Below are 22914 nucleotides of genomic sequence, written 5' to 3'. Positions count from 1 at the left end.
TTTGATTGCACACTGTCTGGTCGGAGTAACAGCACGTAATGAGCCACCCCTACCGCGTGATCCTGCTCGCGGGGCCGTCGGGCTCCGGAAAGTCGTACATAGCCCAGCGAACCGGACTTCCGGTGCTCTGCCTCGACGATTTCTACAAGGACGGCGATGACCCTACGTTGCCGCGTCGCGACGGGCAGGTGGACTGGGAGTCGCCCCTGTCCTGGGATGCCGAGGCGGCCGTGGAGACCATTGCCCGACTGGCCCAGGAGGGGCGGGCCGAAGTGCCCGTATATGCGATCGGCGCGGATCGACGAGTGGCCACCCGGACATTTGACATAGCCGGATCGCCACTTTTTGTGGCCGAAGGGATTTTCGCCGCTGACATCGTCGCCGAGTGCCGCCGCCGCGGCTTCCTCGCCGGGGCGTACGCGCTGCGCCGGCCCCGCGGCGCGACGTTCCTCCGCCGCCTGGCGCGCGACCTCTCCGAGCAACGGAAGGCGCCCGGCGTCCTGCTGCGCCGGGGCGTGGCGCTGCTGCGCTCCGAGCCGGCGGTGCTGCGCCGGCAGACCGGGCTCGGCGCGGAGGCGGCCCGGGGACGCGAGGTGCTGCACCGGGTGGCGGGCCTGCTCGCCGGCCACCCGGTGCGCCGCTGATCAGTCCCCCACGAGCGGGGCGTAGCCCGGCTTGATCACCTCGTCGATGATCCGCAGCCGCTCGTCGAACGGGATGAACGCGCTCTTCATCGCGTTGATGGTGAACCAGCGCAGCTCGGCCCAGCCGTAACCGAACGCGTCGGCGAGCAGCGCCATCTCCCGCGACATCGAGGTGCCGCTCATCAGGCGGTTGTCGGTGTTCACCGTCACCCGGAAGCGCAGGTCGCGCAGCAGCCCGATCGGGTGTTCGGCGATCGACGGCGCGGCGCCGGTCTGCACGTTCGACGACGGGCAGAGTTCCAGGGGGATCCGCTTGTCGCGCACGTACGCCGCCAGCCGGCCGAGCACCGGCTTCGGCCCCTCGGTGCTGATGTCGTCGACGATCCGCACCCCGTGGCCCAGCCGGTCCGCGCCGCACCACTGGATCGCCTGCCAGATCGACGGCAGCCCGAACGCCTCCCCCGCGTGGATGGTGAAGTGGAAGTTCTCCCGCTGGAGGTACTCGAAGGCGTCCAGGTGACGGGTGGGCGGGAAGCCGGCCTCCGCGCCGGCGATGTCGAAGCCCACCACGCCGGCGTCCCGGTGCCGCACGGCCAGCTCGGCGATCTCCTGCGAACGGGCGGCGTGCCGCATCGCGGTGAGCAGCGTGCCCACCCGGATCGGCATGCCAGCCGCCGCCGCCTGGGCGCTGCCCTCCTCGAAACCGGCGAGCACCGCCTCGACCACCTCGTCGAGGGTGAGGTCCCGCTCCAGGTGCTGTTCGGGAGCGAAGCGCACCTCGGCGTAGACCACCCCGTCGGCGGCCAGGTCGAGCGCGCACTCCGCGGCCACCCGGCGCAGCGCCGACGCGGTCTGCATGACGGCGACGGTGTGCGCGAACGTCTCGAGGTAGCGCTCCAGCGAGCCGGAATCGGCCGCCGCCACGAACCAGCGTCCCAGCTCGTCGGGATCCGTGGTGGGCAGCTCGTGGCCCACCTCCTCGGCGAGCTGGACGATCGTCGCGGGACGCAGGCCACCGTCGAGGTGGTCGTGCAGCAGCGCCTTGGGAACCTTGACGATGTCCTCGTACCGGATAGTCGCGACCATGCTCAGACCCTAGTCAGGCGCCGGCGGCACCGCGCCGGGACCGGCCGGGCGCGTTACGGCCACCACCCGCTGCGGTCGGGCGCCCTCACGGCCGCCACCCGTACACCCGCTCGACCGCGATGCGGAGCACCACGCGGCCGTCGGCGACCATGGCCGCCCGGTACTCGGCCCAGTCCGGGTGCTCGCCGCGGATCCGCCGGTAGACCTCGACCAGTTCCTCGACCGTCTCGTCGTCCTCGGCTGCCGCCGGTGGCGTGACGGTCGCCGTCCCCTCCGCCACCGCGTACGCGCCGCCGTCGGCGGTCGTGACGTGGAAGCTCGCCCGCGGATCGCGGCGCAGGTTGCGGACCTTCGCCCGGTCGCCGGTGCTGGAGCAGCGGATCAGCCCCGGCTCGGCCAGGTAGTCGAGGTTGGACAACTGCGGCCGCCCGTCCCGACGCAGGGTCACGAGGACGCCCCGCCCGCGCTCTCCGAAGAGTTCCCACAGCCGCGCGTTCACGCCGGCACCCGCAGCGTCGAGAGGGCGGCGGAGAGCCGCGCGATCTCGTCGAGCATGACGTCGGCGGCGGCGTCGCGACCCGCGTCCGGGATCAGCGCGCCGGACTCGTCCAGCGCCTGCCGCAGGAAGATGGTCACCGCCTCGTTGACCGGCACCATCTTGAGCGTGGTCACCACCTGCTTGATCATCTGCACGGCCCGCAGCCCGCCGGAGGTCATCCCGTAGCTCACGAAGCCGACCGGCTTGTGCTGCCACTCCCGGTAGAGGTAGTCGATGGCGTTCTTCAGCGGCGCGTTGAAGCCGTAGTTGTACTCCGGCATCACGAAGACGAAGGCGTCCGCCGCGGCGGTCGTCTCGCTCCACCTGCGGGTGTGCCGGTACACGTAGCGCCCCTCGGAGGGGTGGTGCGGCTCGTTGTGGAAGGGCAGGGCGACCTCGGCGAGGTCGACCAGGCGTACGTCGTCGAAGGCGCCGTGGCGGGTGGCGACCTCGGTGAACCAGTCACCGATACGGCGTCCCACGCGGCCGGGACGGGTGCTGGCGACGATCACGTTCAGGCGCGGCATGGCGCGGTCACTCCTGTCGGGGTGGGTCGTCCGGGACCCGGACGAAGTAGTTGACATGTCATCGACCCTAGAGACCGTCTTGGTGATATGTCAACTACCTGGCTAGGATCACACCATGGACGAACCCCGCTGGCTGGACGCGCACGAGGACCGGGCCTGGCGCGGCTACCGCCGGATGCGCCGGCTCCTCGACCTCGAACTGGCCCGCGAGCTGATGCGGGACGCCGGGCTCTCCGAGCCCGACTACGACGTGCTCTCCGACCTGTCCGAGGCGCCCGAGCAGCGACTGCGGGTCAGCGAGCTGGCCGACCGGATGCTCTGGTCCCGCAGCCGGCTCTCCCACCACCTGAGCCGGATGCAGCAGCGCGGCCTGGTCATGCGGGAGGAACATCCCTCGGACGGCCGGGGAGCCGTCGTCGTGCTCACCCCGGAGGGCCGCCGCGCCATCGAGGAGGCGGCCCCCGGCCACGTCGCGGCGGTCCGCAAGCACCTCATCGACCTGCTCACCCCGGACGAACTCGCCGCGCTGGCCGCGTTCAGCCACCGGGTCGTCGACCACCTCTCCGCACCGGGCCGGCCGTCGCCGTGACCCCCGGCGGCGGCGTCGACCCGCCGCGCCGGACACGATCGACAACCCCCGGCCAGGACAGGATCGGGACGGCTCGACCCCGGCCCGGACCGGACCGGCACGGTTCGACCCGCCGGACGGAAGGGACGGGTGCGGGTCGACCCGCCGCCGGCAGGGCCTACCGTGGTCGGCGTGCAGCTGCGCGACGACGACCACCGCCCGGCCCGCACGGTGCCGACCCTCCGGGACATCTGACATGGACGCCCGCATCCTCGACCGGCTCCGCTGCCCGGTCTGCGGCGAGCCGCTCGCCGAGGCGTACGCCGGCACCGCCCGCGCGCTGCGCTGCCCGCGCCGGCACAGCTTCGACGTGGCCCGGCAGGGGTACGTGAACCTGCTCGCCGGCCGCGCCCCGCACCCGGGCGACACCGCCGAGATGGTGGCCGCCCGGGCCGACTTCCTGGCCGCCGGGCACTACGACCTGATCTCGACGGCCCTCGCCGAGGTGGCGGTGGCCGAGGTCGGGCCGGCCGCCGGCGCGTACCCCCTCGTGGTGGACGCCGGAGCCGGCACGGGCCGGCACCTCGCGGCGGTGCTGGCGGCGCTGCCGGACGCCGTCGGCCTGGCGCTGGACGTCTCCAAGCCGGCGCTGCGGCGCGCCGCCCGCGCGCACCCGCGGGCGGCCGCGGCGCTGGCCGACACCTGGCAGCGGCTGCCGCTCGCCGACGGGGCGGCCACCCTGCTGCTGAACGTCTTCGCGCCGCGCAACGGCGCGGAGTTCCACCGGGTGCTGGGCTCCGGCGGGGCGCTGCTGGTGGTGACACCGGCCGAGGACCATCTCGCCGAGCTGGTCGGCTCCCTCGGGCTGCTGCGGGTCGACCCGGCCAAGGAGGACCGGGTGGCCGGCAGCCTCGGCGGGCACTTCGTCCGGTCGACCGAGACCGTGCACCGGCGGGAACTCGCGCTGACCCGACCGGAGGTGGCCACCCTGGTCGGCATGGGCCCGAGCGCCTGGCACACCGACCCGGCGGGGCTGGCCGGGCGCGTCACGGCGCTGGCCGAACCGGTCCGGGTCACGGTGGCCGTCCGGCTCGCCGTGTGGCGGCCGGCGCCGCGCTGACGACAGGCGCGGGCAGCGCAGGCGTCCGCCGGCGGCGCGGGCGCGGGCAGCGCGGCGCCCGTCGGCGGCGCGGGCGCGGGCAGCGCGGCGCCCGTCGGCGGCGCGGTCTCGGGCGCGACGAGCAGCGCTCAGGTGGAGAGGTCCACCTCTTCCCACCCCGGCGGATCGTCGTGGTACGGCCCGCGCAGGATCACCGCCCACTCCAGCGCCCACCGGCGCTGGCCGATGGCGTTCGCGTCGACCAGGCCGGGCCGGGCGCGGCCGTGCCGTTCCAGCTCCAGATACGCCCAGTCGAGGCAGTAGTGCAGGTCGAGCAGGGCGGCCGCGTCGGCGGGGTGCTGCGGCGCGGCCAGGATCCGGGACCGCCACTGGGCGAACGTCTCCCCACGGGCGATGTCCGGCATCCGCTCGACCAGCCGCTCGTCCACGGGCAGCGTCGGATCGAGCTGCTTGGTGAGGCCGAGGACCCAGGCGAGCGCGAAGAGCGCGTCGTGGTGCAGCACGAACGAGCGGTGGTCCCCCTTGCTGCCGGTCACGAACTGCCACTCCGGCGGGGTGACCATCTCGACCAGGTGCGAGGTGAGCAGCCAGCTCATCGCCGCCTGCGGCGGCATCCCGAAGCAGCGGGCCAGGATCAGGTGCAGCACCGCGATCCGCGCCTCGATCTCGGCGGTGGGACGCAGCTCGATCTGGTCGCCGGGTTCCCACACCAGCGGGAACTGCGGCGGCGGCAGTGGCAGGTCGAGCCGGGACAGCTCGTCCAGGCTCGCCTCACGCACCTCACGGGGGTCGGGGGCAGGTACGGTCACGGCGATTCCCTTGCTCGCGACGGCTCAGCGCCGGTGGTCCCCCCTGGCCAGGCAGGATAGCCGTCCCGGGTGGCGCGGGTCATGGCGGCCCGCCCGAGTCGGGCTCAGCCGATCCGCTCGATCACCAACGGTGCCGGGACCGGCGCGTCCGGCGAGACCGTCACCGCGCGGGCGGCCTCCGCCAGCGCGGCCGGGATCCGGTCGGCCTGCTCGGCCCGCAGCTCGTAGAGAGGCTCGCCGGCACGCACCGGGTCACCGGGACGCTTGTGCAGCACCACCCCGGCGGGGACGCTGACCGGGTCCTCCTTGCGGGCCCGCCCCGCGCCGAGCCGCCACGCGGCCACACCCATGGCGTACGCGTCGACCGCCTCGACGTACCCGTCGGCCGTCGCGCGGACGACCTCGACCTCCGGGGCGGTCGGCATCGGTGCGTCCGGGTCGCCGCCCTGGGCGCGGATCATCGCCCGCCACACGTCCATGGCGCGGCCGTCACGCAGCGCCGCCTCCGGGTCGACGTCGGTGAGACCGGCCGCGTCGAGCATCTCCCGGGCCAGGGCCAGGGTCAGCTCGACCACGTCGGCCGGGCCGCCCCCGGCGAGCACCTCGACCGCCTCGGTCACCTCGACGGCGTTGCCGATGGTGACGCCCAGCGGGGTGGACATGTCGGTGAGCAGGGCGACGGTCCGCACACCGTGCGCGCCGCCCAGCTCGACCATCGTGCGGGCCAGCTCGCGGGCCTGGTCGACGGACTTCATGAACGCGCCGGAGCCGACCTTCACGTCGAGCACCAGCGCGCCGGTCCCCTCGGCGATCTTCTTGCTCATGATCGAGCTGGCGATCAGCGGGATGGCCTCGACGGTGCCGGTCACGTCGCGCAGCGCGTACAGCTTGCGGTCGGCCGGGGCGAGCCCCGCCCCCGCCGCGCAGATCACCGCGCCGACGTCGCGGAGCTGGGCGATGAACTCGTCGTTGGTGAGCGCCGCCCGCCAGCCCGGGATCGACTCGAGCTTGTCGAGCGTGCCGCCGGTGTGCCCGAGGCCGCGACCGCTGAGCTGCGGCACGGCGGCCCCGCAGGCGGCCACGAGCGGCGTGAGCGGCAGGGTGATCTTGTCGCCGACGCCGCCGGTCGAGTGCTTGTCCACGGTCGGCCGCTCGACGGCCGACAGGTCGAGCCGCTCACCGCTGGCGATCATCGCGGCCGTCCAGCGGGCGATCTCGGGGCCGGTCATGCCGCGCAGCAGGATCGCCATGGCCAGCGCCGACATCTGCTCGTCGGCGACCAGACCCCGGGTGTACGCGTCGACCACCCAGTCGATCTGCGCGTCCGACAGCACACCCCCGTCCCGCTTGGTCCGGATGACGTCCACGGCGGTAAAAGCACTCACTTCACGTTCCTATCAGTTGTCGCGCGACGGGCCCACGCGCCCGGTCGTGGCGGGCGACGGTCCACCGCGACCGCGCGGGACCGGCGGAGGATTGTCACTGTGACGGACACGCGGCCGGTGACCACCCGGGATCGGGTCGGCCGTCACCGGCGGAGGGATCAAGCCTGACCGCCCGGAGCCGGTGCTGGTCGGCCCGATCCCCGAGCGCAACCGCCGATCACGAGCCCGGCGTCAGCCACCCCACCGCACCGGGATCTCCGTCGGCGGCTCCCCCTCGCCGGCCCAGTAGATCGTGCCCGACGCGTCCACCACGACGACACGCGGCGTGCGCGCCAGGCCCCAGGTGATCGCGTCCGCCGGGTCGTCCCAGCTCGGGCCCTCCTCGAGCACGCCCGTCTCGGCGCCCACGTCGTCGCCGGCGGACCGCTCCCAGTAGGCCGTCCAGACCTGCTGGCCGGCGGAGAGGTCCGGGTGCACGAAGACGGTGCCCCGCCCGCGCAGGGCCGCCAGGCGCTCCGGCACCGCCGGCACGGACGTCTCGCCGGTGACCGCCTCCAGGTCCTCCACGTCGAACGCGTGCGGCAGCAGCTCGGCCATCCGCAGCGGCCCGCCCTTCGCCTCGACGAGACACTCCGGGCCGCCCTGCTCCCAGAGCAGCTGCCGGCACCGCCCGCAGGGCATGAGCGGCTCACCGTTCGCGTCGACGCAGGAGAGCGCCACGAGCCGGCCACCGCCGGTGGCGTGCAGCGAGGAGACGACCCCGCACTCGGCGCACAGCACCACCCCGTACGCGGCGTTCTCGACGTTGCAGCCGACCACCACCCGGCCGTCGTCGACCAGGGCGGCCGCCCCGACCGGGAACTTCGAGTACGGCACGTACGCGTGCCGCATCACCTCGGTGGCGGCGGCACGCAGCCGCTCCCAGTCGATCTCCATGGCTCCGATTCTGCCGTATCCGCAGGCCGGGCCGCCGCGAGGCCCGTGGCCCGGCGGGCGCGCGTCGCGCGTCCGCCGGGGTCCGTCAGCCCTTCACGTACGGCTTGCCGTCGGCGGCGGGCGCCCGCACCCGCCCGACCAGGCCGGCCACGGCCAGGATCGTCGCCAGGTACGGCAGCATGGCGAGGAACTGGCTGGGGATCACGCTGTTGATGGTGCTCAGGTAGGTGGCGAGCTGGTCGGCGAAGCCGAAGAAGAGCGCGGCGAGCAGCGCGCCGGTGGGGTTCCACCGCCCGAAGATGAGCGCGGCCAGGGCGATGAAGCCCTTACCACCGATCATGTTCTTCGTGAACGAGTAGAGCGCCAGCGTGTAGGAGGCACCGCCGATGCCGGCCACCACGCCGGCCAGCAGCACGTTGCGGTACCGCAGGCCGAGCACCCGGACGCCGAGCGTGTCGGCGGCGGTCGGGTGCTCACCGACCGAGCGCGTACGCAGGCCCCACCGCGTGCGGAACAGCGCGATGTGGATCACCAGGACCAGCAGCAGCCCGAGGTAGAGGAAGATGTTGCCGCGGAACAGCGCCGGACCGATCACCGGGATGTCCTTGAGCAGCGGGATCTCCCAGTTGCTGAACCGGGGAGCGCTGTTGTACCGCTCGGTGTTGGTCTGCATGAGCCGCTCGTAGAGGAAGCCGGTGACGCCCACCGCGAGCAGGTTCAGCACGATGCCCATGACGACCTGGTCGACCAGGTATCGGATGGAGAAGATCGCCAGCAGCAGCGAGATGAACGCGCCGCCGATGGCCGCGGCGACCAGGCCCACCCAGACGTTGCCGGAGATGCTGCCGAAGAGGGCGCCGCTGAACGCGCCCATGAGCAGCTGCCCCTCGATGGCCACGTTGACCACACCGGACCGCTCGCAGAGCACGCCGGCGAGCGCGCCGAAGATCAGCGGCAGGGCCAGGATGAACGTGCCGCGGATGATGTTGACGAGCGGCATGAAGTTCTGCCCGGCCGGGGCCGCGGAGACCTGCCAGCAGAGGAACGAGAACACGAAGGCGACGAGCCCGACGCCGAGGACCGTGAGGAACCAGCGCTTCGGCAGCCCGGCGAGCAACGCCGCGCCGGCGGCGAGCGCGACGACCCCGAAGAGGATCGCGCCGAACGTGCCGTTGATCTCCAGGGCCGCGCCGGCGGCGTCCTCGCTGAGCGTGAACCGGGCCCGCTGGTCGGTGGCGAGCGCGCCGAAGAGCACCGCGGCGATCAGGCCGAGCGCCAGCAGGACGAGGCCGACCTTGCGGTTGCGGTTCCAGAAGCCCTCGTCGACCGGGGCGACCGCGACGTCGGGGACAGCCATGGTGGACATGAGTTACCAGCCCTTCGCCAGGCTCGTCTGCAACCGGGCGGCCCGCGCGGCCCGGAGCTGGAAGATCGCCTTCACCAGGGCCGGCGCGGCGATGAAGATGACGATCAGCGCCTGGAGCACGGTGACCAGCTCCAGCGAGATCCCCGAGTACGACTGCATCCGGTTGCCGCCGGCCTGGAGGGCGCCGAAGAGCAGCGCGGCGAGCGCCACGCCCCACGGCTTCACCCGGCCGAGCAGCGCCACGAGGATGCCGTCGAAGCCGATCTGCGCCACCACGAGCGGCGTGAGCGCGCTGGCGGTCGAGCCGAGCACCATGTTGGAGCCGCCCAGGCCGGCCAGGAGCCCGGCGAAGACCATGATCAGGACGTACGTGCGGGTCACGCTGATGCCGGCGGTGCGGGCGGCGTCCGGGTTGGCGCCCACCGCGCGCAACTCGAAGCCGAGCGTCGAGCGGTTCAGCAGCCACGCCACGGCCCAGGTGGCGAGCACGGCGAGCAGGATGCCGGCGTGCACCCGGAGGTTGTCGCCGAGCAGCCGCGGCAGCTGGGCCGACGGGTCCACGGGCCGGCTGATGGCGTCGGTGCGGTTCGGGTCCTGCACGCCGTTCTGCACGATCAACCACGTGAGGAAGTACGTGGCGATGTAGTTGAGCATGATCGTGTTGATCACCTCGTGGGCGCCGGTCCGCGCCTTGAGGATGCCCGGGATGAAGCCCCAGATCGCGCCGCCGAGCGCGCCCGCGAGCAGCGCCACGAGCAGGTGCAGGCCGGGCGGGAGCGGCAGCAGGAAGCCGGCCAGCGCCGCCAGCACCACGCCGATGGTGGCCTGGCCCTGCGCGCCGATGTTGAACAGGCCGCCACGGAAGGCGAGCGCCACCGACAGGCCGGTGAAGACCAGCGGCGCGGTGTACGTGAGCGTCTCGCTGATCGGCGCGAGGACCGCCTGCCAGCCGTTGCTCCCGTCGAGCCAGCCGGAGAACGCCTCGGGGTCGAAGATCGCGCCCTTGAAGAGGTTCGCGTACGCCTCGCTCACCAGCGTCCAACTGGAGTTGAGCGCGTCCGACGGCCGGGCCGTGATGTAGGAGTAGGTGGAGAGGACGTCCGGATCCGAGATGATCATCAGGATCGCGCCGACCACGATCGCCAGCACCAGCGACAGCACGGTGACCGTGACGGTGTTCGCGGCCCAGAGGTTCTCCAGGAACAGCCGCCCGAGGGTGGGCTTCGGCTCCGTCCCACCGGTGGCCGGGGCCGCCTCCGGCGTGGTCGCGTCCTCGGCCCGCTCGGTGTTGCCGAGCGAGTCCTGCGCGGCCTGCGCTTCGCTCGCCGGGTCCTTGTCGGGCGAACCCGACCTTTGACGCTCGCTCATGCCGGCACCTCCCTCCGGTCGGCGCCGTCATGAGGCTCCACCGCGCTGTGCCCGATGATTCGCTCGCTGCGCTCGCTCATGCCGGCACCTCCCTCCGGTCGGCGCCGTCATGAGGCTCCACCGCGCTGTGCCCGATGATTCGCTCGCTGCGCTCGCTCATGCCTCGTCCTCGTTACGTGGGGCGTCGGCGGAGGCCGTGCCGCTCTCCGACGCGTCACCCGCCTGCTCGGCCGCCACCTCCGGGCTCACACCGGCCATCAGCAGGCCGATCTGCTCGCGGGGCGTGTCCGGGCCGACGACACCGATGATCCGGCCGCGGTACATCACGGCGATCCGGTCGGCCAGCCCGATCACCTCGTCCAACTCGCTGGACACCACGAGGACGGCGGTGCCGACGTCCCGCTCGTGGATGACCCGGCCGTGGATGAACTCGATCGACCCCACGTCGACACCGCGCGTCGGCTGCGCGGCGATGAAGAGCTTGAGCGGCCGGGAGAGTTCCCGGGCCACGATCACCTTCTGCTGGTTGCCGCCGGACAGCGTGCCCACCGGAGCCTCGGCCGACGGGGTCCGGACGTCGAACTGCGCGATGCGTTCCTTCGCCGACTCCGCGATGGCGTCCGGCCGGAGCGCGAGACCACCGCCGAACGGAGGCCGGTCGTACATGTCCAGCACGAGGTTCTCCGCGACGCTGAACTCCTTGACCAGCCCGTCGACGCTGCGGTCCTCGGGCACGTAGCCCACGCCGGCGCGGAGCACCTTCTTGGTCGACCAGCCGTCGATCCGCTCGCCGTCGAGCGTCACCGAGCCGGCGAGCGCCGGCCGCAGGCCCATGATCGCCTCGATGAGCTCGGTCTGGCCGTTGCCCTGCACGCCCGCCACGCCGAGCACCTCACCGGCGTGCACGGTCAGGTCGACCCCGTCGACCGCGCGGACCTGCCGGTCGTCGTCGACGACCAGGCCGGAGACCTCGAGCACCGGCCGGCCGGGCGTGGCCGGGGCCTTCTCGACGGTGAGCCGGACGCTGCGTCCGACCATCAGCGCGGCCAGTTCGTCCCGGCTGGCCTCGGGGGAGGCGGTGCCCACGACCTTGCCGCGCCGGATCACGGTGATCCGGTCGGCGATGGCCTTGACCTCGCCGAGCTTGTGGGTGATGAAGACGATCGACTTGCCGGCGGCCTTGAGCGACCGCATGACGGTGAGCAGTTCCTCGGTCTCCTGGGGGGTGAGCACCGCGGTCGGCTCGTCGAGGATGAGCAGGTCGACGTCGCGGGTGAGCGCCTTGACGATCTCCACCCGCTGCTGGATGCCGACCGGGAGGTCCTCGATGACGGCGTCGGGGTCGATCCGCAGGCCGTACCGCTCCGAGACCTCGGTGACCTCGCGGCGGGCCCGCCGCCGGTCGAGGAAACCGGCGATTCCGCCCCGCACCTGCTCCGCGCCGAGCATGATGTTCTCGGCGACGGTGAAGACCGGCACCAGCATGAAGTGCTGGTGCACCATGCCGATCCCGGCCCCGATCGCGTCGGAGGGCCCGCGCAGCTTCAGCGGCTCACCGTCGACCAGGATCTCGCCCTCGTCGGGCTGGTACAGCCCGTAGAGCACGTTCATGAGGGTCGACTTGCCCGCGCCGTTCTCGCCGAGCAGGGCGTGGATCTCTCCAGGCTCCACCGTCAGGTCGATGTGGTCGTTGGCGACCAGGTCACCGAACCGCTTGGTGATGCCGCGCAGTTCGAGTCTCAGCGCAACCTCCTGGAGTGCGAGCGATGGTGCAGCCTAGCTGCCGTCCCGGCCCGGACGGGGGCCGGTCGCCGTGGTGCGCGACTCGGCCGCTCTGGCCCAGCGGGTTCTCCGCCGGGCCAGAGCGGCCGGATCGGTCGTACGGTGCTGCCCGCCGGCCTCCCGATGATCTCACCGGGGAAGCCGGGCGGTCGTCACTTGGTCGGCTGAGCCTTGGAGGTGACGGTGATGGTGCCGGCGGCGATGTCCGCCTTGATCTTCTCGACCTCGGCCTTCAGCTCGGCCGGGACCTTGCTGTCGAACTCGTGGTACGGGGCGATCGAGACGCCGTTGTTCGCCAGGGTGCCGACGAAGCCCGGGGTGGCCTGGAGCTTCTCGCCACCGGCGGCCTTGAGCACGGCCTCCTTGACGGCGTCCGGGATGTTCTTGACCACGGTGGTCAGGATCGCCGAGCAGTCCGGGGTGCTCTCGCAGCCGTCGACGTCGACCCAGATGACGCTGTACTTGCCACCCGAGGCCTTCGCCGCCGAGGTGGTGCCGAGGCCGGAGCCGCCGGCGACCGGCATGATGATGTCCGCGCCCTGGGCGACCAGCGCGTCGGAGACCTTCTTGCCCTCGTCCTGCTTGGCGAAGTCGTTGGTGAAGGAGCCCTTCTGGGTCGCCTTGTCCCAACCCAGCGCCTGGACGTTCTTGCCCTTGGTCTGGTTGTAGTACGCGACGCCGTCGACGAAGCCGTCCATGAAGATGGTCACCGGCGGGATCGGCAGGCCGCCGTAGGTGCCCACCTTGCCGGTCTTGGTCATCCCGGCGGCCAGGTAGCCGGCCTGGAACGCCGCCTGAGCGGTGTCGAACTGCATCGGGTAGATGTTGTCCACGCCGGGGTTGGCGTCGACGATGCCGAACTGCTGGTTCGGGTTCGCCTGGGCGATCTTCTTGGTGGCGTCGGCCATGAGGCCACCGACGGCCAGGATGAAGTCGCACTTCTGGTTGACGTACTGCGTCAGGTTCGGCTCGTAGTCGGCCTCGGCCTTCGACGCCACGTACTTGATGTCGATGTTGCTGTTGGCGGCCTTGGCCTCCTCCAGGCCCTTCCAGGCGGAGGTGTTGAACGACTTGTCGTCGATGCCGCCGACGTCGGTCACCATGCAGGCGCTGAACTTGCTGCCACCGTCACCGGCGCCGTTGTTCTCATCCGGCGCCTCGCCACACGCGGCGGCGCTCAGTACGAGCCCACCCGCCGCCACGATCGAGGCGATCCGCATCCCACGCACCGAGCGCAAGACGTCTCCTTCCCATCGCACACCGCGCCTTGTGCGGTGGCTGCCCTTGAGCCGGCCTGCGCTCTCGCCGCCGGCGTCCCACGTTACGGACGGGAGCGTACGCCCGCGCCCACCCACCGGCCGACAATCGTGCACGACTGTTGAGCGCCTGTTACCCCTACGTAACCGTCCCGTGGGGCAGATCACTCTTCGTGCCGGTAGGCGTGCGCCACGGCGTCGCGAAAGTCCGGTTCGGAAGCGTCCTCTCCGGCCGACGTTACCGCCAGAAGACCGCCACCGCGGCGTTGACCAGGGTCAACCCGACGATTGCCAGGAAATGGCCACGATTGACGGTTTCCCGCTTTCGGGAGAAGAACACCATTACGAAGATCAGCAGGGCGATCACCAGTTTGGTGCCGAGCTTCGCCGGGGACGGCTCGTCGCCGTCGCGAAGCGGGGCGGAGAGCCCGATGCCGGTCAGCAACTGGATCACGGCACCCCAGAGCATGGCCGCGTTGATGCGCAGCCGTCCGCTGACGTACTGGCTGATGGAGCCACCCAGCAGCAGCGCGAACCCGATCAGATGGACGTAGAGAAGGATCAGCCTCAGAGCTTCCACGCGCTCCATCCTCCCCTATCAACGACGCTTTGTAGTAGGGGCCCCCGGGGCGCGGCACGTCGGCCGACGGGATCGACGCGGGATCGACACGACATCGGGGAAGTAGTGGCCTCGACGCGCCGGGGAGGCCACTACTTCCCGGAAGCAGGGAGCGCGACGGCAGGTCAGGCGGCGACGGCCGCCGGCCGCGCCTCGCCGGGTTCGACGGCTGCGGGCGAGGGCGCCGCGCCCCGGGCGAGCAGGGTCAGGAGCAGGCCGACCACGGCGTAGCCGGCCAGGACCGCGAGCGCCGTGCCGCCGCCGGCGCCGTCGAAGAACGCCGTCGCGCGCAGCAGCGTGCCGCCCGCGCCGACCGGGAGCCACTGTCCCACGGCTCCCCAGGGCTGCGGCAGGAGCTCGGGGGCGGCGGAGACGGCCGACAACGGGTTGCCGACGAGGAACACCAGCAGTGCGCCGAGCCCGATACCGGGCCGGCCGAGCAGCGCCCCGAGCCCGGTCACGGTGGCCGCGGCGGCGAGCGCGAAGAGGCCGATCGCCCCCGCCTCGGCGAGCCGGTCGCCGCCGATCACCCCGAGCCAGTCGTGCAGCACGGCGGCGCCGGCCGCCCCGGCGAGCACCGCGTACGCGAGCAGCCCCACCACCCGGGCCACGCGTCCGCGCACCAGCAGGACCAGGAGCGCCCCGGCGAGCAGGCTGGCCATCGCGAACGGCAGGAAGCCGGCGGCGAACCCGGCGCCGCGGGGGTCGTCCGGGTCGGCGGGCACGACCGCCACGACGGGCACGGGCCGCCCGCCGGAGAGCTGCCCGGCGGCCTCGGTGAGCAGGGCGGCCACCGTGGGGCTGGCCGCCGGGGCGGTGTGCAGCGTGACGCCGTCCGGGCCGGCGACGAAGGCCGCGTACACCTGCCGGTCGCGCAGCGCCCGGTCGGCGGCCGCGGCGTCGGCCAGGGTGGTGACCTCGAACGCGCCCGGGCGGGCCGCGGCGAGCCGGTCGGCCAGCTCGCCCGCGACGGGTGGGGGTCCGGCCACGGCGACGGGCAGGTCGCGCGGCGCCAGGTTGGCCGCCGGGGCCGCGAACAGGGGGACGAGCAGCGCCAACACGACCACCGCCAGGACGGCGACCAGGAGGGCGAGCCGTGCGGGCGGGTGGCTGCGGACGGATGTCGCGGGCATGGCAACTCCTCTAAAACGAACGCTCGTTCTCTTAAAATCAGGCTCCGCTCCCACCGTCACGGTGTCAAGAACGAACGTTCGCTTTAGGATGTGCGGCGTGCCACGAGTCACCGAGGAGCACCGCGCGGCCCGCCGCCGCCAGATCGTCGAGGCCGCCCGCCGGTGCTTCCTGCGGGAGGGGTTCCACCGCACGTCGATGCAGGACGTGATCGCCGAGGCCGGCCTCTCGGTGGGCGCGGTCTACCGCTACTTCCCCAGCAAGACGGATCTCATCAACGCGATCGCCGAGCAGGCCATCGGAGGCGCGAGCCGGGTGCTCGAGGAACTGGCCGCGCAGGAACCGCCACTCCCCCTGGTCGAGGCGCTCGACCGCATCCTCACGTACGTCGAGACCCAGCTCGGCGACGACGGGGCCCTGCGCATCGCCATCCAGGTCTGGGGCGAGGCGCAGCGCGACCCGGCCCTCGCCGCCTTCGTGGCGGAGAAGTACGCCGGCTTCCGCACCGCCTTCGGGATGCTGGTCCGGCACGCCCAGGCGGCCGGCGAGCTGCCCGCCGACGCCGACCCGGACGCCACCGCCGCGGCACTGTTCGGTTTCGTGCCGGGCTGGTTCACCCAGCGCATCCTGACCGGCGCGCCCGACCGCGCCACCTACCTCGCCGGGGTCCGCGCCCTGCTCGACGCCACCCCGCGCCGGTGACACCCCGGGGCGGGCCCGGTCAGCGGGCGCGCCACACCTGGAAGGTCGGGCCGTCGCCGGGCAGCGTCACGACTCCCTCGGCGTCCGGACGCAGCGCGGGCGCCCCGCCGTACACGTTCTCGCCGGCCGGAAGCCCGGCCACCCGGACCGGGGAGCCGGCCGCGCGGCGGGCCAGCACCAGCACCGTGGCGTCCGGCGACTCCCGCAGGAAGACCAGGGTGTCCGGGTCGTGGTGCACCCACCGCAGGCCGCCGTGGCGCAGCGCGGGCTCGTTCCGGCGCAGCGCGACCAGGGCCCGGTACGCGGCGAAGGTGGCCTGATCCCAGCTCTCCGGCCGGTGCCAGGGCATCGGCGTGCGGGACGCCTCGCCCATGTCCCCGGTGAGGCCCAGTTCGTCCCCCGCGAAGATCATCGGGATGCCGGGCAGGGTGGCGAGCAGGCCGGCGGCCACCTCCTGCCGCGCCGCGTCCCCGACCACCGTGCGGATCCGCGCCGAGTCGTGCGAGCCGAGCAGCTGCCACGAGTGCGTGTACGCGCGCCACGAGACCAGCGAGCGGAACGCGTTCATGGTGGCGAGCACCGCACCGGCGTCGCGCCGGCGGACCCCGCCCGGCGTGCCGAGGAAGTTGGGCAGCGGGTGGTCGCCGTGGCGCAGCCAGGACCAGAGCGGGTCGGTGAAGCCGACGTAGTTCATGGTGCCGTGCCAGCCGTCCCGGTCCAGGTCACCGGTGTGGTCGTGGCCGTGCTCGGCCATCAGAAGGCCGTCCGCCCGGGTCTGCGCCACCACGGCCCGCAGGAGTGCCGCCACCTCGTGGGTGTACGCGTCGGCGCCCCGCCGCCCGGTCATGTTCGCGACGTCCACCCGCCAACCGTCCAGCGCGTACGGTTCCCGTAGCCAGCGCCGCAGCACCGAGTCGGGTGCCGTGGCGAACCGCCGCCGCAGCTCGGCGCTGCCCCAGTTGAGCTTCGGCAGCGACTTGACCCCCTTCCACGACTCGTAGTCCCCGGTCAGCTCGTCGAAGTAGTACAGCTCCCGCTCGGGCGCGCGCACGTCGCTGACGGCCGCCGTGAACCACCGGTGCGCGTCGCCGGTGTGGTTGCTCGTGATGTCGCCGAGCAGCCGCCAGCCCCGGGCGTGCACCGCGTCGGCGAGCCGGGCCAGCGCGGCGTCCCCGCCGAGCAGCGGGTCGACGGTGTCGAAGTCCGACGCGTCGTAGCGGTGGTTGGAGCGGGCCGGGAAGACCGGGGTCAGGTAGACGGTGTTCACCCCGAGCCGGTCCAGGTGGTCCAGGCGCTCGGTGATCCCGTCCAGGTCTCCGCCGTAGAACTGGTACGGCGTCTCGGGGCCGCGCCCGATCACCGGGGTGTCCCAGTCGCACGGGATCGCCCAGTCGGGCAGCGGGCGGGTGTCGGCCGCGGCCGAGCGGGCGAACCGGTCCGGGAAGATCTGGTAGATGACCGCGTCGCGGGCCCAGGCCGGCGGCGCGGCGTGGCTGACCAGTTTGAAGTCGCCGTGGTCCGGCACGTCGTGGTCGACCAGCCCGGCGGCCGTGAGCCAGCGGTACCCGTGCCGGCCGGTGAGCAGGAACCGGTAGTTGCTCACCGGGTTGCGCACCTCGACGGGTGCCCGCCACCAGACCTCGTCGCCGTCGACCCGGTCCACGACGGCCTCGGTGAACCCGGGCTCGCCGTCGCCCGTGGTGCGCACGTGCACCTCGCGCACGTCCGCCCCGGTGGGCACCCGGACGAACACGTCGACGGTGTCCCCGAGCGCGGGTTCCTGCTCGGGGACGTACCGGGCCGAGCCGTCGTGGTGCGGCTGGAGTGGCATGGGTGCTGCTATCCCTTCACGGCCCCGGCGGTGAGGCCCGAGACGATGTAGCGCTGGAGGAACTGGAAGACGAGCACGGTGGGGATGGCGGTGAGCAGCGTGGCCACCGCGAAGATCCCGAAGTTGTTGTTCCGCTCGTCGCCCTGCAACAGGCCGTACATGCCGACGGCGAGGGTCTTCGAGTCGGTGTCGGTCAGGAATACGTTCGCCATCAGGAACTCGTTGATCGTGCCGATGAAGGCGAGCAGCCCGGTCACGGCGAGGATCGGCGCCACGAGCGGCAGCATGATCCGGAAGAAGATCTGGGCGTGCGTGGCGCCGTCCATCGTGGCCGACTCGTCCAGTTCCCGCGGCAGGGTGTCGAAGAAGCCCTTCATGAGCCAGGTGTTCACGCCCAGCGCGCCGCCCATGTAGAGGAGGAAGAGCCCCCACGGCGTGTTGAAGCCGATGGCCGGCCACAGGTCGGTGACCGTCGTGAAGATCAGGAAGATCGCCACGATCGCCAGGAACTGCGGGAACATCTGGATCAGCAGCAGCGAGAGCAGCCCGACCCGGCGCCCGCGGAACCGCATCCGGGAGAAGGCGTACGCCGCGAGCGCCGACAGGGCGATCGACGCGAGCGAGGCGAGGCCGGCGATGAGCAGCGAGTTGACGAACCACCGCGCGAACTCGGTCCGCGCGAACAACTCGCTGACGTTGCCGAACGACACCCCCTCGGTCGGCACCAGCTCGGTGGACGAGAGCGTCCCGAGTGGATTGAGCGCGGCCGAGAGCACGAACGCGATCGGGAAGAGGCTGAACAGGACGGCGAGCACGGCGACCAGGTGCCGCCAGCCCACCCGCGCGAACCAGCGGTTCCCGCGCGGAGCCGGCCGGCGGCCGACCGGTGGTGAGCCGGCGTCGGTGACCGGAGACCCGGTGAGCGCGGTCATGCGTACACCTCCTCCTGCTTGCGGGTGCGCCGGAAGCTGACCGCCGAGACCACGGCGACGATCGTGAAGATGAAGAGCGAGATGGCCGCGGCGAACCCGAACTCGGCACCCTGCCCGCCGAACGCCAGCCGGTAGGTGTAGGTGATGAGCAGGTCGGTGGCGCCGTTGGTGGGGTTGTCGGCCGGGAAGGGCCCACCCTCGGTGGTCAGGTAGATGGCGTTGAAGTTGTTGAAGTTGTACGCGAACGACGAGATCAGCAGCGGGGAGAGCGCGATGAGCAGCAGCGGCATCGTGACCGACCGGAACGACTGCCACGGCGAGGCGCCGTCCACCGAACTCGCCTCGGTCAGTTCGCGTGGGATGGCCTGGAGCGCGCCGGTGGCCACCAGGAACATGTACGGGTAGCCGAGCCAGAGCTGCACGAGCAGCACCGCGGCCCGGGCCGACCACTCCTGGCCGAACCAGTTCACGCTCAGGCCGAAGAGGTTGTTGATGAGGCCGAAGTCCGTGTTGAACATGTCCCGCCAGATCAGCAGCATGGCGAACGACGGCATGGCGTACGGGAGGATCAGCAGCACCCGGTAGAGGTTGGTGCCCCGCATCCGGGGCGAGTGCAGCGCGAGCGCGACGAGCGTGCCCAGGATGAACGTGCCGCCCGTGGAGCCGATGGCGAAGGCGAAGTTCCAGATCAGCGTGCCGAGGAACGGCCCGGAGATGTTCTCGTCGGTGAGCACCCGCGTGAAGTTGCGGAGCCCGACGCCGACCTTCCACCCCTGCGCCAGCCGCTCGCCGTCGGCGGCCACGAAGGAGCCCGTCGACTCGTCGGCGGCCCAGGTGCGGCCGGTCTCGCTGTCCCGGATGCAGTCGCAGCCGGCGTCGTACGCCCGCACGGCCGTGCCCTCGTAGGCGCGGGACAGGCCCGAGGAGCGCAGCGCGCCGCCGGCCGTCGGCACGACCAGCTCGGTGATCTCCTGGCTGCGCGCGCTGGCCTGGCCGAAGTTCAGCACGGTGAAGCCGTCGGCAGCGGTGACCTTGCCGCCGGGCGCCACGGTGACCTCGTCGGGTCCGAGCCGGCGCAGGCCGTCGGCGTCGCCGACCGAGACGGTGCCGGTGGCCGGGTCGGTGACCAGGAAGACCAGCGGCCCGGTGGCGGGGTCGCCCTTCGTGGCGACGGTGAGGGCGTACTCGGCGGAGCCCGGCACCTGCTTCACCGAGGCGGTCTGGATGGCGACGATGGCGTCCTGCTTGCTGCCGCGGTGCCCGTCGCCGAAGTTGGTGAAGGCGGTGCTCGCCGTGTAGAGGACCGGGAACACCTGGAAGGCCACGAGGAACAGCGTGCCCGGGACCAGGTACTTGGCCGGCACGTGCCGGCGGGTCAGGTAGAGGTAGAACAGCCCGGCCGTGGTGGCCGCCAGCAGCGCGAGCCCCACCCACTTCTCCGCCTCGACGAGCGGGAAGGCCGCCCAGATCGCGATCCCGGCCACCAGGCCGAGCAGGACCACCTTGGCCGCGAGGCCGGTCATGGTCGTCGTCGCGTGGTCACGCGCGGCACGACGCTTCTCGGGTCGGGAGCCGACCGGCTCCCGGCCCGGGGCCTGCGGTGCGGGCCCCGGGCCGGACGGCGACGTGCTCATTACTTGATCTGGCCTGCGATGGTCTTGCCGGCCGCGGTGATCGTCTTGGCCGGGTCGGCGCCGCCGATGACGGCGGCCTCCGCCTTGCCGAACGGGTCCCAGATCGCGGCCATGGCCGGGATCGCCGGAAGCACCTGCCCGTTCTCGCCGGCCTCGGTGAACTTCGCGAGGTCCGGGTCGCTGCCCTTGACCTGGTCGAGCGCGGCGGTCAGCGCCGGCGGCCGGGGCTCGGCCTGGTAGAGCGCCACCGCGAGGTCCGGCCTGGTCACGTAGTTGGCCACGAACTCCTGCGCGAGCGCCTTGTTCTTGCCCTTCGACGCCACGTAGAACGCCTGGACGCCGACGAAGGGCTGCGCCTCCTTGCCGCCCGCGAAGCCGGGGACCGGGGTGATGTCGTACGCGATGTTGGCCTTCTTCACGTCGGCCACGGCCCACGGGCCGGAGACGAGGAAGGCGCACTTCTTGCCGGTGAAGGTGGCGATCGAGTTCTCCGGGGTGATGGAGCGCTTCAACGCACCCTCGCCCTTCTCGCCCAGCGCGCCGATCTTCTTGAACGCCTCGATCGACTCCGGCTTGCCCACGCCCAGGTCGGTCGGGTCGTAGTCACCGTTGGCCGCGGTGCCGAAGAGGTATCCGCCGGCCGAGGTGTAGAGCGGGTAGATGTGGTAGGCGTCGCCGTTCTGGCCGGACTGGAGGCAGAGGATCTCGCTGGCCTTCTTCTCCGCCTTGAGCTTCTTGCCGGTGGCGACCAGGTCCTCGATGGTCTTCGGCGCCTCGGGGGCCAGCGCGGTGTTGCGGATCAGCGCGAGGTTCTCCATGGCGTACGGCACGCCGTAGAGCTGGCCGTTGAAGGTGACCGCCTTGACGGCGGTCTCGTTGAAGGCGCCCTTCTGGTCGGCGGTCAGCTGCACCGGGTCGATGGCGCCGTTCTGCACCATGTTGCCGATCCAGTCGTGCGCGCCGACGACGACGTCCGGGCCGCTGCCCTGCTGCGACGCGGTGACGAAGTTGGTCTGCAGGTCCTTCGAGACGGCCTGCACCTCGACGGTGACGCCGTTCTCCTGGCCGAACTTCTCGGCGAACGGCTTGAGGGCCGCCGTCCGCTTGTCGTCGGCCCAGATCACCAGCTTGCCGCCGGCCGCCTTGGCGGACTCCTTGGTGGCCGGCTCGTCGCTGTCGCCGCCGCAGCCCGAGGCGGCCAGCGCCAGGGCGAAGACGGCGACCACACCCGCGGTACGGATGCGCATCGGTACTCCTGTCGTCGTTGGCGGCCGGCCGGGGGAAGGGCGCCCGCCAGTGGAAACCTTGCAAAGTTCGTGCTGACCGGCGCACGGAGACGGCGCCGCTGCTGTCGCGTGTTGCCGGGACGTTAGCAAGGGGTTTCAGAGAATGGAAGGGCTTGCAGGGCCGTTCGCAAGAACTTGCCGGTGAGCTAGAGTGCCGCCATGCGCGCTCGACTGTCCGACATCGCCCAACAGGCCGACGTCAGCGAGGCCACGGTGTCGCGGGTGCTCAACGACCGCCCCGGTGTGGCCCCGGAGACCCGGCAGGCCGTCCTCACCGCCCTCGACGTGCTCGGCTACGAGCGCCCGGCGCGCCTGCGCAAGCGCAGCGCCGGCCTGGTGGGCCTCGTGGTGCCGGAGCTGGACAACCCGATCTTCCCCGCCTTCGCCCAGGTCATCGAGTCCACCCTGGCGCAGAGCGGCTTCACCCCGGTGCTCTGCACGCAGACCGCCGGAGGCGTCACCGAGGACGAGTACGTCGAGATGCTGCTGGACCGGCAGGTCTCCGGGATCGTCTTCGTCTCCGGCCTGCACGCCGACACGGCCGCCAACCACGACCGCTACCGGGCGCTGATCGCCCGACCGCTGCCGATCGTGATGATCAACGGGTACGTGCCGGACGTGGCGGCCCCCTTCGTCTCCTGCGACGACGGCGAGGCCGCCGAACTGGCCGTGGCCCACCTCGTCGCGCTCGGGCACCGCCGGATCGGCCTGATCACCGGGCCCGACCGGTTCGTCCCGGTGCGGCGCAAGGTCGCCGGCTGGCGTACGGCCATGACCCGGCTGGCCGGGCTCCCGGAGTCCGAACTGGACGATCTCGCCGAGCTGACCCTCTTCGGGGTCGAGGGCGGCGAGGCGGCCGCCGGGCGGCTGCTCGACCGTGGCGTCACCGGTGTCGTCTGCGGTTCGGACCTCATGGCGCTCGGCGCCGTCCGGGCGGCCCGGCAGCGCGGGCTGTCGGTCCCCGGCGACCTGTCCGTGGTCGGCTACGACGACTCACCGCTGATGGCCTTCACCGATCCCCCGCTGACCACCATGCGGCAGCCCGTCGCCGCCATGGCGGTGGCCGCCGTGCGGGCGCTCGTCGACGAGATCAACGGGCACGGCGCCCCGCACTCGGAGTACCTCTTCCGCCCCGAGCTGGTCGTCCGCGGCTCCACGGCGGTGGCCCCCGCCGCTCCGGCCCGCCCGGCCGGTGGCGGTGGGCGTCGGCCGAGCCCGCCCCCGGTGGCGGTACCGGCCTGAGGCCCGGCCCGCACCGACGCCGGACATCCAGCGGGGCCCGCACCGGCGCGGGGCCCAGCGGCCCGGCGCTCGGCGCCCAGCGGGCCGCGCCGAGGGCGGCAGGACTGCGCGATTCTTGCGCAAGGAATGCTTGACTCTTTCAGCCCCCGGCC

At 72.4% G+C, this 22914-nt stretch carries 21 protein-coding genes; 5 read left to right on the top strand and 16 right to left on the bottom strand.

Going from position 1 to position 22914, the window contains the following annotated elements; genetic code table 11:
• Positions 1-347: 347 nt before the first annotated feature.
• Positions 348-644 carry a hypothetical protein gene (locus D7I43_RS33520; RefSeq protein ID WP_240032833.1) on the top strand — a complete coding sequence of 99 codons (297 nt, stop codon included), beginning with the start codon at positions 348-350 and terminating at the stop codon, positions 642-644.
• Here the strand turns inward: D7I43_RS33520 and D7I43_RS07075 are convergent, their stop codons facing one another.
• The 3 genes from D7I43_RS07075 to D7I43_RS07065 all read right to left on the bottom strand — a co-directional run bounded on the left by D7I43_RS07075 (position 645) and on the right by D7I43_RS07065 (position 2795).
• Positions 645-1730 (bottom strand): adenosine deaminase, encoded by a 1086-nt coding sequence (locus tag D7I43_RS07075; RefSeq protein WP_120327581.1) that lies wholly within the window; start codon positions 1728-1730, stop codon positions 645-647.
• Positions 1731-1815: 85 nt separating this feature from the next.
• The gene (locus D7I43_RS07070) at positions 1816-2229 is read right to left on the bottom strand and encodes a PPOX class F420-dependent oxidoreductase (RefSeq protein ID WP_120327580.1); all 414 of its coding nucleotides are present in this window, start codon (positions 2227-2229) and stop codon (positions 1816-1818) included.
• Positions 2226-2795: an NADPH-dependent FMN reductase gene (locus tag D7I43_RS07065; RefSeq protein ID WP_120327579.1), complete on the bottom strand. Its 570-nt coding sequence runs from the start codon at positions 2793-2795 to the stop codon at positions 2226-2228. Before D7I43_RS07065 ends, D7I43_RS07070 begins: the two co-directional genes overlap by 4 nt.
• A gap of 115 nt (positions 2796-2910) precedes the next feature.
• Between D7I43_RS07065 and D7I43_RS07060 the strand changes: the two genes are divergently transcribed.
• Positions 2911-3384, top strand: coding sequence for a MarR family winged helix-turn-helix transcriptional regulator (locus tag D7I43_RS07060; protein ID WP_120327578.1), 474 nt, complete (start codon positions 2911-2913; stop codon positions 3382-3384).
• Positions 3385-3619: 235 nt separating this feature from the next.
• On the top strand, positions 3620-4483 hold the full coding sequence (locus tag D7I43_RS07055; RefSeq protein ID WP_120327577.1) for a putative RNA methyltransferase: 864 nt from the start codon (positions 3620-3622) through the stop codon (positions 4481-4483).
• 128 nt (positions 4484-4611) lie between these two features.
• Here the strand turns inward: D7I43_RS07055 and D7I43_RS07050 are convergent, their stop codons facing one another.
• The 9 genes from D7I43_RS07050 to D7I43_RS07010 form a co-directional block, all read right to left on the bottom strand.
• A complete protein-coding gene (locus D7I43_RS07050; protein ID WP_120327576.1) occupies positions 4612-5292 on the bottom strand; it encodes a DUF4272 domain-containing protein in 681 nt (226 codons plus the stop codon).
• A gap of 104 nt (positions 5293-5396) precedes the next feature.
• Positions 5397-6677 carry a thymidine phosphorylase gene (locus D7I43_RS07045; protein ID WP_120327575.1) on the bottom strand — a complete coding sequence of 427 codons (1281 nt, stop codon included), beginning with the start codon at positions 6675-6677 and terminating at the stop codon, positions 5397-5399.
• Between the two features lie 231 nt (positions 6678-6908).
• Positions 6909-7613, bottom strand: coding sequence for a cytidine deaminase (locus D7I43_RS07040; protein ID WP_120327574.1), 705 nt, complete (start codon positions 7611-7613; stop codon positions 6909-6911).
• An 85-nt stretch (positions 7614-7698) separates the two neighbouring features.
• Entirely contained in the window at positions 7699-8979 is a 1281-nt protein-coding gene (locus tag D7I43_RS07035) for an ABC transporter permease (protein ID WP_120327573.1), read from the bottom strand.
• 3 nt (positions 8980-8982) lie between these two features.
• A complete protein-coding gene (locus tag D7I43_RS07030) occupies positions 8983-10347 on the bottom strand; it encodes an ABC transporter permease (RefSeq protein WP_120327572.1) in 1365 nt (454 codons plus the stop codon).
• A gap of 156 nt (positions 10348-10503) precedes the next feature.
• Entirely contained in the window at positions 10504-12030 is a 1527-nt protein-coding gene (locus D7I43_RS07025; protein WP_338041994.1) for an ABC transporter ATP-binding protein, read from the bottom strand.
• Between the two features lie 251 nt (positions 12031-12281).
• Positions 12282-13349, bottom strand: a complete 1068-nt coding sequence (locus tag D7I43_RS07020; RefSeq protein ID WP_120327570.1) for a BMP family lipoprotein — start codon at positions 13347-13349, stop codon at positions 12282-12284.
• 274 nt (positions 13350-13623) lie between these two features.
• Positions 13624-13965, bottom strand: coding sequence for a hypothetical protein (locus D7I43_RS07015; RefSeq protein ID WP_120327569.1), 342 nt, complete (start codon positions 13963-13965; stop codon positions 13624-13626).
• Positions 13966-14129: 164 nt separating this feature from the next.
• The gene (locus tag D7I43_RS07010; protein ID WP_120327568.1) at positions 14130-15137 is read right to left on the bottom strand and encodes a hypothetical protein; all 1008 of its coding nucleotides are present in this window, start codon (positions 15135-15137) and stop codon (positions 14130-14132) included.
• 97 nt (positions 15138-15234) lie between these two features.
• Here D7I43_RS07010 and D7I43_RS07005 point away from each other — a divergent pair, with 97 nt between their 5' ends.
• The gene (locus tag D7I43_RS07005; protein WP_192902093.1) at positions 15235-15837 is read left to right on the top strand and encodes a TetR/AcrR family transcriptional regulator; all 603 of its coding nucleotides are present in this window, start codon (positions 15235-15237) and stop codon (positions 15835-15837) included.
• Between the two features lie 19 nt (positions 15838-15856).
• Here the strand turns inward: D7I43_RS07005 and D7I43_RS07000 are convergent, their stop codons facing one another.
• From D7I43_RS07000 to D7I43_RS06985, 4 genes are read right to left on the bottom strand one after another with little or no spacing between them, the layout of a single operon-like run.
• On the bottom strand, positions 15857-17668 hold the full coding sequence (locus D7I43_RS07000) for a glycoside hydrolase family 13 protein (RefSeq protein WP_120327566.1): 1812 nt from the start codon (positions 17666-17668) through the stop codon (positions 15857-15859).
• Positions 17669-17676: 8 nt separating this feature from the next.
• A complete protein-coding gene (locus tag D7I43_RS06995) occupies positions 17677-18600 on the bottom strand; it encodes a sugar ABC transporter permease (RefSeq protein WP_120327565.1) in 924 nt (307 codons plus the stop codon).
• Positions 18597-20234, bottom strand: coding sequence for an ABC transporter permease subunit (locus D7I43_RS06990; protein WP_120327564.1), 1638 nt, complete (start codon positions 20232-20234; stop codon positions 18597-18599). Before D7I43_RS06990 ends, D7I43_RS06995 begins: the two co-directional genes overlap by 4 nt.
• A complete protein-coding gene (locus D7I43_RS06985) occupies positions 20234-21481 on the bottom strand; it encodes a sugar ABC transporter substrate-binding protein (protein WP_120327563.1) in 1248 nt (415 codons plus the stop codon). Before D7I43_RS06985 ends, D7I43_RS06990 begins: the two co-directional genes overlap by 1 nt.
• Before the next feature lie 198 nt (positions 21482-21679).
• On the opposite strand from D7I43_RS06985, the gene D7I43_RS06980 reads away from it, so the two are divergent.
• On the top strand, positions 21680-22762 hold the full coding sequence (locus D7I43_RS06980; RefSeq protein ID WP_240032832.1) for a LacI family DNA-binding transcriptional regulator: 1083 nt from the start codon (positions 21680-21682) through the stop codon (positions 22760-22762).
• The last annotated feature ends 152 nt before the right edge of the window (positions 22763-22914 follow it).

Source organism: Micromonospora globbae (assembly GCF_003610785.1).
Lineage (GTDB): Bacteria > Actinomycetota > Actinomycetes > Mycobacteriales > Micromonosporaceae > Micromonospora > Micromonospora globbae.
Note: the sequence above shows the minus strand (reverse complement) of the source record. Positions and strands in the feature narration are given on the sequence as shown.